The 9,550-nt window shown below is 68.1% G+C and carries 13 protein-coding genes and 1 pseudogene; 3 read left to right on the top strand and 11 right to left on the bottom strand.

The genetic code is table 11. The features are described 5' to 3' along the window. The coding region (locus tag BO39_RS34120; RefSeq protein ID WP_211257604.1) for a hypothetical protein at window positions 1–465 on the bottom strand (465 nt) is incomplete at its 3' end. Between the two features lie 368 nt (window positions 466–833). Then, a pseudogene (locus tag BO39_RS28355) lies at window positions 834–2,187 on the bottom strand (IS1182 family transposase). Window positions 2,188–2,286: 99 nt separating this feature from the next. On the opposite strand from BO39_RS28355, the gene BO39_RS28350 reads away from it, so the two are divergent. Continuing rightward, the gene (locus BO39_RS28350) at window positions 2,287–2,595 is read left to right on the top strand and encodes a hypothetical protein (RefSeq protein WP_043840083.1); all 309 of its coding nucleotides are present in this window, start codon (window positions 2,287–2,289) and stop codon (window positions 2,593–2,595) included. Between the two features lie 270 nt (window positions 2,596–2,865). Here the strand turns inward: BO39_RS28350 and BO39_RS32140 are convergent, their stop codons facing one another. The 3 genes from BO39_RS32140 to BO39_RS28340 form a co-directional block, all read right to left on the bottom strand. Continuing rightward, window positions 2,866–3,003, bottom strand: a complete 138-nt coding sequence (locus tag BO39_RS32140; RefSeq protein ID WP_084698647.1) for a transposase — start codon at window positions 3,001–3,003, stop codon at window positions 2,866–2,868. 297 nt (window positions 3,004–3,300) lie between these two features. Continuing rightward, window positions 3,301–3,474, bottom strand: a complete 174-nt coding sequence (locus BO39_RS33370; RefSeq protein WP_169742889.1) for a hypothetical protein — start codon at window positions 3,472–3,474, stop codon at window positions 3,301–3,303. A 23-nt stretch (window positions 3,475–3,497) separates the two neighbouring features. After that, entirely contained in the window at window positions 3,498–3,683 is a 186-nt protein-coding gene (locus tag BO39_RS28340; RefSeq protein ID WP_043840081.1) for a hypothetical protein, read from the bottom strand. Window positions 3,684–3,826: 143 nt separating this feature from the next. Between BO39_RS28340 and BO39_RS28335 the strand changes: the two genes are divergently transcribed. Beyond that, window positions 3,827–4,822 carry a Bug family tripartite tricarboxylate transporter substrate binding protein gene (locus BO39_RS28335; protein WP_052402982.1) on the top strand — a complete coding sequence of 332 codons (996 nt, stop codon included), beginning with the start codon at window positions 3,827–3,829 and terminating at the stop codon, window positions 4,820–4,822. Between the two features lie 30 nt (window positions 4,823–4,852). On the opposite strand, the gene BO39_RS28330 is transcribed toward BO39_RS28335, so the two are convergent. The 5 genes from BO39_RS28330 to BO39_RS28310 all read right to left on the bottom strand — a co-directional run bounded on the left by BO39_RS28330 (window position 4,853) and on the right by BO39_RS28310 (window position 8,141). Then, on the bottom strand, window positions 4,853–5,680 hold the full coding sequence (locus BO39_RS28330; RefSeq protein WP_052402981.1) for a segregation and condensation protein A: 828 nt from the start codon (window positions 5,678–5,680) through the stop codon (window positions 4,853–4,855). Next, window positions 5,673–6,362, bottom strand: a complete 690-nt coding sequence (locus tag BO39_RS28325) for a hypothetical protein (protein WP_052402980.1) — start codon at window positions 6,360–6,362, stop codon at window positions 5,673–5,675. Before BO39_RS28325 ends, BO39_RS28330 begins: the two co-directional genes overlap by 8 nt. Before the next feature lie 65 nt (window positions 6,363–6,427). Further along, the gene (locus tag BO39_RS28320) at window positions 6,428–7,459 is read right to left on the bottom strand and encodes a tyrosine-type recombinase/integrase (protein ID WP_156964090.1); all 1,032 of its coding nucleotides are present in this window, start codon (window positions 7,457–7,459) and stop codon (window positions 6,428–6,430) included. Beyond that, the gene (locus BO39_RS28315) at window positions 7,456–7,878 is read right to left on the bottom strand and encodes a type II toxin-antitoxin system VapC family toxin (RefSeq protein ID WP_043840079.1); all 423 of its coding nucleotides are present in this window, start codon (window positions 7,876–7,878) and stop codon (window positions 7,456–7,458) included. The genes BO39_RS28320 and BO39_RS28315 overlap by 4 nt, the downstream gene beginning before the upstream one ends. Continuing rightward, window positions 7,875–8,141: a FitA-like ribbon-helix-helix domain-containing protein gene (locus tag BO39_RS28310; RefSeq protein WP_043840077.1), complete on the bottom strand. Its 267-nt coding sequence runs from the start codon at window positions 8,139–8,141 to the stop codon at window positions 7,875–7,877. The genes BO39_RS28315 and BO39_RS28310 overlap by 4 nt, the downstream gene beginning before the upstream one ends. A gap of 454 nt (window positions 8,142–8,595) precedes the next feature. Between BO39_RS28310 and BO39_RS35090 the strand changes: the two genes are divergently transcribed. Then, a complete protein-coding gene (locus BO39_RS35090) occupies window positions 8,596–8,730 on the top strand; it encodes a hypothetical protein (protein ID WP_281175643.1) in 135 nt (44 codons plus the stop codon). Between the two features lie 518 nt (window positions 8,731–9,248). Here BO39_RS35090 and BO39_RS28305 read toward each other — a convergent pair. Further along, window positions 9,249–9,550: IS256 family transposase (locus tag BO39_RS28305; protein WP_043838667.1), on the bottom strand; the 302-nt coding region annotated here is incomplete at its 5' end.

Here is a 9,550-nt window from a genome sequence, read left to right as displayed (position 1 = left end):
GGCTGGCGTTCTACCTTGATTATCCGTAAGCTGGTACATGATACCAATGCGTGACGTACCTCCTTTGCTGGCCTGTTCCCTCTCGAGAGGAGCATCGGTTAGGTCAGCGATGGCACCCAGCCGGCGACGGGTTTCGAGATTTCCATAAGCGCCGGTCTGGCCCAGTCGAAGCTCAAGACGTGGGATGACGCCAAGTTCCAGCTCTGTTTCGAATTCGAGTGTGTTCCGAATGCGTCCAGTGCGGGCCCTTTCGTAAACACCAACAAACGCGACCTCCGCCGATCCGGGCGCCGCTGCTATGGGATCACTGATTTCGAACGGATCGTCAGCCAGTTCGATCGGCTCGTCCTGCGCCGACGCTGCCGTAACGTGCAGAGAGGAAGCGAGTAGCAGCAGCGCGCCTAGAGTAGGCTGCGCCGCGCGAAGCGTGAGGCGGAGGCGCCGCTGGGAGCCTAGAACCTGCAAAGAGTCTCCTTCTCGCTTACCGACGTGGCGACTAGTCCAGCATGCCCATGGCAGATACTCGTTGGCACCTATCGACCAGCCGTAGCCGTGAGATCGGCTCTCGTAGCAGCCGGCCTGTCAGACGATCTTGGAGAGCACGCTCCCTAAAATGCCAATGCTCAGACGAAGACACGGTCGGCCAGGGCCGACGCAGTCGTGTTTTGGATGAGCAGGTTGTCGTCCCCATCGGGTGCGGCGAACACGCTGAAGCGGAACTCTACAGCCTGTTGTATCACAGCCTTTACGTCATGGAAGCCCAAGGCTCGCAGATCCACCATGGCAGCCTGTCGGGTTTGGGTCTGCTGCCGGTGGGATAGCCGGGTTGTGGATCAGGTGGCCAGCCGCGGGCGGTGAAGCCTTCGGCAGTTGTAGGCGAGAGCGATCAGGTTCCACTCGGCGGTGACGTTGGCGAGGCCGCGGAGGTGGAAACGGGTGAAGCCAAGCGCGGATTCGATGATCCCAAAGACGGGTTCGACGGTCTGCTTGCGGTGGGCGTAGCGGGCTCTGGCATCGGGGCTCTTCAGCTTGGCTTGCATGGCGAGACGCCAGGGCTCGGTGATGCGGCGTGCGGTCTTGGGTTCAGGCGGTGGGCGGAAGTCGTAGGGCCGGTGCGGCTGGGTGCGGCCGATGGCGACGAGTGGCTCGAAGCCCTTTGCTTCGAGGGTGGCAACCGCATTGCCTGAGGCGAAGCCGGCGTCGGCGAGGACGATCCTCGGCAGGCCGATGCCCTGCTCCATGCCGAGGACGGTTGAGGCAAAGCTCGGCGCGTCGGCGGGGGTGGTGACGACGCCGTTGGCCAGGATCAGCTGCGTGCCCTTGGCGCATACCACGGCCTGGGCGTTGTAGGCCTGGCGGTACTCGTGGGCGTCGGAGCGGCGCATCAGCGCGCTGTCAGGGTCGGTGAGATTGGACTGGCGCTCGGGTGGCGGATCGTCCTCGGGCGGCTTGGGCGGGCGGCCGCGCCGGCGCCCCTTCTTCGCCTCGTAGGCGGCACGCCTGGCCTCGTACTCGGGCCGGGCCGCCTCGGCCTCGGGTGCGGGCCTGTTCCTCAAGCCGGGCGCAGGCGGCATCGAGCTTGGCCTTCAGCGCCTCGCGCCTCGCGATCTCGGCGGGCAGCGCCTGCGGGTCGGGATACGCCTCGGCGTCGGCCGCTTCGGCGCGGGCGGTCAGCGCGGCGATGTCGGCGGCGAGCCTGGCACGCAGTTCCTTGGCCCGGTCGTAGCGCACCGAGCGGATCTTGGACGCATCGGCGTCGAGCTTGGTGCCGTCGATCGCCACCATCCCAAGCCGTAGGAGCCCGCTCTCACGGGCCAGCAGCAGCACCTGCAGGAAGACCACCTCGAAAGCGGTGCGGTTGGCCCGGCGGAAGGTCGCGATGGTGTCGTGGTCAGGGTGCAGGTTCGCGGCCACGTAGCGCACGCCGAGATCGCGATAGGTCGCCCGCTCGATGCGGCGCGAGGAGAAGACGCCGTTGGCATAGGCGTAGACCAGCAGCGCCAGCAGCAGCCGCGGATGATACTGCGCCTTGCCGCCCGGGATCGGGCGAACGGCGAAGGCGCCGAGCGGCACCCGATCCACCGCGGCCACCACGAAGTGCGCCACGTCGTCCGCCGGCAGCCAGTCCTTCGCATCAGGTGGCAGCAGGAAGGCCTGATCGCGGCTGAACGGTATGAACCCTGTCATGCCGAACAGATTTGCCGATCTCAGGTCCGCTGGGAATCCGCCAGGCTGCTAGCCTGTCTTGTCGCCGCGAGCCTGACTTCCGGCGCCGAATACGCCCTCATGGTCTATGGCGGCCTCGCCACGCTCAACGAGGCCGCGCCAGAGGAGAACCGGGGCTCCATGACCTCTGCGGTTCTCGTGCTCTCGTACCTCTTCAGCGGTGTCCTGGCGATCGCCCTAGGGGCGCTGGCAACGGCTCTGGGGATGGCTGCGGCGGCCGCGACCGGCGTATTGGTTGTCGCCGTGCTCGCCGCAATCACGGTGCCCCTCGCGCTCCGCCGGGCGCGCCGTGATGTGCAGGCACAGGCGCGGCGCACGCCGGGAGTGCGTGATGCGTGGGTGGCTTCGCGGACTGCTGAGAAGGTCTGAAGAGAGAATAGCCGGATACCTTTTGCCAGCCCATGCGTCCGCGCTCGGCACCCCGCTGGAGCGGGGCGGGACGATCACCGCAGCATCGGGATGCCGCGCACCGACCCCACCATAGACACTATCCTGGTCGTAGCCACGCCCGACGTGTCCTGCTCCCGTGCTTCTCGACGAGCCACTCGCCTGGGCCACATAGTCACAGCCTTGTGCTGTCGACCAGTAGGTGTATGGGACACGTACCAAGCCGAGCCGCGGCACCTACAGCATCTCGGCTCAGCGGCTGAGGGTGGTGTGGTCCGGCACGGCCAGATCCAGTCCGAGCAGGGTGATGATCGAGCCAATCAGACCTTCGTTCTGGGGCAAGGCCAAGCGGAACACGGCCCAAAGTGTCAGGGCCGTGGTGATGGCCAACTCCGAGTATCACGGCTGCCAGCTCCGCGTGGTCGGCGGTTCAAGTTGTAAGCTGCGATCGCCGCGCCCGTGAACCAGATCCTCAAGCTGCCGCGCCCACGAAGGCCCGCATCATGCTCCGCCCAATTCACCGCGCGATGCTGCTGCTTCGGAATGTGCTGACGGCGGTCGGCATTGATTTTGAACGGCAAGCTGGGCGCGCCTGAATGGCGCGGACACGCCCCGCCACGATCCTAACCCAGGGCCGCTCTCCGACCGTATCTGTGCACCACAATCTCACCGGTTATCGGTTTCTTGTTAGCGGACCTCGGTGAATGGTTCGTCCATTTCATCGGCAAGAAGATCGGCTTGCATAACGATCCCAGCAATCCGCCAATTGATGTCGATGACGGCTACGACATAGGTGAGGACGGTCTTTGCAGCAGCTATGATGTCACGGCCGGCGTTGCTGCCCGGCACCCCAGGCAGCAACGCCGGCCGTGACATCCTTGGGATCAGGTCGTCAACTTCACCATGGAAAGATGAGGACGGTACACATCGCCGTCCTTATCCTTCACCTCGACGCGCACACCACGGACAGTGGGAACGGTCTTCACAACGGTGCCACGGCGGGCCGTCGTGATGCCTGCCCCTGTCGTCTTGAAGCGCACTTGCGCGCCGCGTTTGAACTGATTTGCCAAGGCCTGACTCCGGTTTGTGCGAGCACACATAGTTACGTGTCATCAGGATGACAAATCTCGTTGGACGCGAGCGGAGATTGCCAACGGGTTTGGCAAGAAGACGCAATCGACCATCCAGCTAGCCAAGAGAAAGCGAACAGGGCATGCAACACACGAAACGCCGCACCCTCATCGGATATGCTCTGGGAGCGCCTCTCCTCACCGCGATTGGGCGGCCCCGTGCTGTCTCAGCGCAGCAATCCTCCCTTCCGCCCACCATCTCGCTCGTGGTGGGCGCCTCCCCCGGCGGCACGACGGACACCCTCGCCCGCGATATCTCCGAGGTGCTGCGCGAGAAGCTCGGGCGCACCATCGCTGTTGAGAACCGGGCAGGCGCCGGTGGGAACGTGGCGGCCCAGTACGTGGCACGCTCGGCGCCCGACGGGGGGACACTGCTGGTCGCGTTCACGAGCCACACCCTGAACGCGGCGATCATGCGCCAGGTACCCTACCGGCCGCTCGAGGACTTCACCCCGGTTGCGCTCCTCGCCCAACTGAGTGCCAGCGTGCTGGTGATCGGCCCAAGCGTACGGGAGAGGGACCTTGCAAGCTTTGTCGCGGCCGCGCGCGCCCGACCGGACCGCTACAGCTTCGCCATCGGCGGCGTCGGCAGCTCGCTGCACATGCAGACCGTCCTGCTCCGCTCAGCGCTCGGCTTGTCGGGGCCCGAAGTGCCGTTCCGCGGGACGGCGCCGGCGCTTGTGGATGTCGTTGCGGGCCATGTCGACGCGATGTTTGCCCCATTGGATGTCGCCGGCCCGCTGCTGAGCGACGGGAAGGTCCGGGCGCTCGCCGTTACCTCGGGGAGCCGGCTTCCCTCCCTGCCTGACCTCCCGTCCCTGTCAGAGGCGGCCCCGCAGGTGCAGACGGCCGCGGCGTGGTTCGGGGTGCTCGGCCCCGCGGGACTACCCCTTCCCCTCGTCACAACCTTGAACCAGGCTATTCGGGCGGCGCTCCGCACGCCCCGGATCGTCGAGCGGATCGGGCACGCCGGCGGCGAGGTACCCGACCTCACCCCGGCACAGTTCAGCGAGTTCCTGGAGCGCGACCTCGCGCTCTGGGTTGAGACCGCCCGGGCTGGAAAGGTAGAGGTTCAGTAGGGTCATAGCGGTGCCTGACCACCGGGTTGCTCAGACTGGTACCGGCCCGATCAGAACGGCACCGAAGGCCTTCTCCTGCTGGAGCATGACCCGACCGTCACGCGCCAGTTCCAGCCCAGCGACGAGGGTGCTGGCGAGTGCGGCTCGCAGGCGCAGCGACCTATCAGGGGTGGCATACGGGACCGGCGGCAGGCAGCGCTCCAACGGCAGGCTACCCGTGTTCTGCTGAAGCATCCCAGTGATGCGGCGCACGGCGTCCGAGATGCGCCAGAGGTCAGGCGGCGCGGGGCGGTAGGTGGTGGGCGCCTCCGCCCCCTGCCCCTCGCGGCCCTCCAGCATGGCGAGCGTCGCCTCGAGGAAGGCCACGTAGAGCTCCGCCTGCGGTCGCGGGGTGGGCGGCTCGCCCTGTCCTCTCGCGAACACCGACTGGCCAAGCTGCGGCCGGGCCGTGAGCCACTCGGCGCCGGCCCGCATACGCACCAGCTCGTCCAATTGCTCGAGGCGCCGCCTTGCCTCCGCGCCGGCCTCCTCCGCCGCCTCGGGGCTGGCGGGCGCCAGCAGCTGCGCTTTGAGGAGGAGCAGCTGGCTGGCCATGATCAGCCAGTCCGCCCTCCGCTCCAGCCGGACGCCACCGCCATTGTCCTCGATGGCGCCCACCAGCTGGTCGGTCAGCGTCAGGATGGAAAGCGGGGCGAGGTCCACCCGATGGCGCCGGACCATCTCCAGCAGGAAGTCGAGCGGCCCCTCGAAGCCCTCTACCCGCAGGTGCGGGCTGGCCTCGCCCCGGCTGGGGCCGGCTAGGTCCCTCCCCTGCCCTCCCCTGCGTGCAGGCTCTTCCAGGTCGAGCGCCTCACCCACGGCGGGCCCTCTCGCGACTCACGGAGGAGGATCCGGTTCCCTCAAGGGCGCTCGCACCCTGCCCTTCCGCCCCACCCGGCGCGTAGTCAGGCTGGAGCACGAAGGCGAGCGCCGGCCAGCTTCGCCTGAGCCGCAGCACCGCCTGCCAGGGTGACCAGTCGGCCGACCAGAAGCCCACCCGCAGCTCCGCCATCTTCTTCTTTCGCCCGTCCAGCTTGCCGGGCAGCACCTCCACGTGCCGGAGCGGGCGGGTGGTGCCCCAGTGGGCGGCAAGCCAGTCCCGGCTCGCCGGCTCCTCCGGCCCGAGCCTCAGGATGCTGGCGGGAACCGGCAGCAGCCGGTGCAGGTCGAGCGGGCAGCTGCGGTCGGTGTCGATGCGGGACAGCGCCCGCTGGTGGTTCAGCGCCACCCCCTCCTTGAGCCGCCTCGCCAGGAGCTTGGCGCCCGAAAGGCTGATGGCTGGTGCCCCGTCCTGGGGTGCCGCCATGGGCAGCAGGAACTCCTCTTCGAGCGCGGCGAGATCCAGCGCCCAGGGGATCACGCCCGCACCCGCGGCCGCGGCGGTGAACCGCGCCACCTCCTCGGTGGGCCCGCTCACCGCCAGCGTGTTGCGCAGCCAGTCCGTGTGGGTGCGCTCGGGTTGCCAGAAGTGGTCCTGTGAGCCGGGGCTGGCCTCATCCAAGAGGGCACTTCCCCTCCCCCTTCCCCCCTCCGGCCCCGCCACTCCCTCGCTCCGCTCCCTGCCGCTCAGAGGTCCAGCAGCCGCGCCGGGCTGTCCTGCGTGATTTTGGCGCGCCTGCGGTAGCCCTGGGTGGTGGCGATACTCCGCTGCCGCGTGTGGTGCATCACCTGCTCGTCCAGCGCACCCTTCAGGTAGGCTTCCGTGATGAACCCGGCCCGGAGCCCGTGCGGGGAGAGCCGCTCGCGCTCGTCTACCACCAGGTTCGCCATCTCCGCCCTTCGCCGCAGGATCCGCCACACCCCCTGCGGGGTCAGCCGGTCCTCCAGCCCCCCGCCCGCGCTCACGCGGCGGAACACCGGCCCCCACTCGATGCGAGAGCGATTGAGCCAGGCCTCCACCGCCCGCACCGGGCAGGAGAGCGGGTTCAGCCCGCGGGGTATGCCGATGGAGGCCCCCTCCCCCTCCTGGTCGCGCTTGGAGCGCGGGATCAGCACCGTCATGCCCTCTGACGTGAACCGCAGGTGCTCGCGGTCGATCCCCACCAACTCGGAACGCCGGAGCGCCCCCGCGAAGCCCACAAGCAGCAGTGCCCGGTCCCGCACCCCGGCCACGTCCGTCCCGCAGCTCGCCAGCAGGCGCTTGACCTCGGCCGAGGTCAGCGCCGCGGCCGGACGGGCCGGCTTGCCGTGGGAAGCGAGGATGCCGCGCATGGTGGCGCTGATGGCCGGCTGTCGCGTCTCCCACAGATGCCCCGCCTGGCGGTGGTGGTGGGCGATGGCCGCGAGCCGCCGGCGCAGGCCGCTCCGACCGAGCGTCGCGGCGAGGCTCGCCAGGTGGCCGGCGATCACCACCGGCGCCGCCGGCAGGGCTACCACCCCACCCAGCTCGCACCAGGAACAGAAGGCGCGCCAGTCGGAGGCGTAGGCGCGCCTGGTGTTCTCCGACAGCGCCTGCCCGGCGTAGCCCGCCGCCCGCGCCACCGCCTCGCCGACCGGCCCGGCCAGCACCGCCAGTGCCTCCGCCGGCAGCGCGCCGGCCGCCAGCCGCACCACCGACGGGGGGACACTTACCCGCTTGTCTTCGGGAGAAGCGGTCATAGCGTGTCCCATGGGTTAAGCAGTGTCAGGCCGAGCTGGTCAAAGTCGTCGATGTTGCGTGTGGCGAGGCTTGCACCATGCGCGAGCGCCATGCCGGCGATCAGCGCATCGGCCAGGGCAATCGGCCGCCCGGCGCTCTCCCGGGCCGCGCGCGCCCGGGCGTAGGCGGCCGCGCCGCTTGCGTCGAAGGGCAGCACACGGTCGCCGAAGCCCTCGCTGAGAAGGCGTTCGAAGAGACCCTCCAGACCATTGCGCCGCTGCCCGTCCGGCAGGCGGGCAAGGCCGTAGCGGATCTCGGCCACGACGAGGCTCGGCAGGAAGAGCTCCTCCAGTGGTCGGGCGGCAAGGAACGCCGCCACCCGGGCGTCCGGCCGCGGCCGCATCAGCTCGGAGACGACGTTGGTGTCGAGCAGGATCACCGCCCAGCGTCGCTGCCGAAGCCGATCGGCGGCCGTTCGCGCTCCTGGCCACGCGGCGGCAGGTCAAGGTCGATCCCTCGCTCGGCACCGAAGAGCCGCTCGGCGATGGCCGGCAGCGTCTCGCCGCCCGACGCGTCGCGGGCGATCGCCGTCCGGAGAAGCTCGCGCGCCTCCTCTTCGAGGGAGCGCCGGTGCCGGCGCGCGCGCGCCTTAAGCTGGTCGCGGAGCGCTTCGTCGACGTTGCGGATCAACAGGCTCGCCATGCACCACACTCCCACACGCGCCGACCATGCTATCAGGTGCTAGCAAAACACACCAACCTCTTGCCCTAACGTCGATTCAACTCAGGGCGGGCATCTCGTCAGCCGACTCGCAATCTCAGCGGCCATTCACCGAGCACGGTTCTCAAAGGCAGCTTGAGTGTGCCAGCCAGCGACCATTCATGGCAACCTTCCCCTCCTTGCCTTTTGGGCACGATAATAGAGGGTTATCGTGCCTAACTACCGCGAAAAGCCCGGCTTTGCTGAGGTTTCCGTGCTTCTTGAGAAGCCGGCGGCGCGCCCCGCGACGGACTGGGGCATTCCGTCCGTTAATCAGGTTTTGCGGACGGAAGGGGGCGCGCCAAGGTGGCGCAGGCCCGACAGCGCGCCCCCTTCCCTTCCCCGGATGCCCTCGCCGACGGCTGCTCCCGCAGCGTCCGCCCCGGCTGAGCTCCTCGTGCTGCATACCTTCCTGTTGGGCGACCTCCGAGTGCCCGGAAGCTCGGCGCGGGCCGCCATCCACGCCACCCACGCCCGCGGGGAGGGCACCCGCCGCGCCTACCGCTCGGCCTGGAACGCCTTCGAGGCCTAGTGCCGGTTCCGCACGTCACAGCGTGCTGACCCAAGAGGCAACCAAAGGTCGGGCCGAGTGGCCAGCCACCACGATGCGGCGTTGCGAGCGTTCCGACCTTGCACATTGACCACGCTGGTCGAGGCCGGTGGTGCTTCATGCAGGCCCGCTTACCTGTGACCAGTTCCTACTCAAGATCGACGCCGAACCAGGAGGTTGGGCGCAGAAGCCGGTGCCAATTAGGATCCCACCGTGCGCCAGTTCAAAACCCCTCTTGATCTCCAAGATCCGAGCACCGAGCTCGATTTCGCCGAGCGCCTCTCAGGGCCCGGCTGGGGGCGCTGACCACCCCCGAAGCGTCTTGTGTCCATGTTGCTCTCAGGAGGATGTGGCTATGAGAACCTACGACTTTTCCCCGTTTGCACGTTCCAGTGTCGGCTTCGACCGTATGTTCCGGGTGCTGGAAGATTCGCTTCGCTCGTCGGGGTAGCGTCCGTCAATGTGGTGGAAATTGCGTCTGGGCTTGAGGTGGCCACGGCTCAGGCGGCCTTGGGTGGAAGTTGCAGGGTTTCGTTGGTGAGCGCTGGGTTGAGCATCTCGCCCATGGCTTCGACGCCCATGTAGCGGTGCTGCAGTTGCCACTCGTCGTTGGCCTCGAGCAGCACAGCGCCGATGAGGCGGATGATGGACGCCTCAGAGGGAAAGATGCCGACCACGTCGGCGCGGCGTTTCACCTCCTTGTTGAGGCGCTCCAGCGGGTTCGTCGAGTGCAGTTTAGTCCGGTGCGGCGCCGGGAACGCCATATAGGCGAGCACGTCATGCTCGCTGTCGTCCATGAGCT

Source organism: Roseomonas aerilata DSM 19363, assembly GCF_000711725.1.
In the GTDB taxonomy this organism is placed as follows: Bacteria; Pseudomonadota; Alphaproteobacteria; order Acetobacterales; family Acetobacteraceae; genus Roseomonas; species Roseomonas aerilata.
This window is presented reverse-complemented; position numbering and strand designations above follow the sequence as displayed.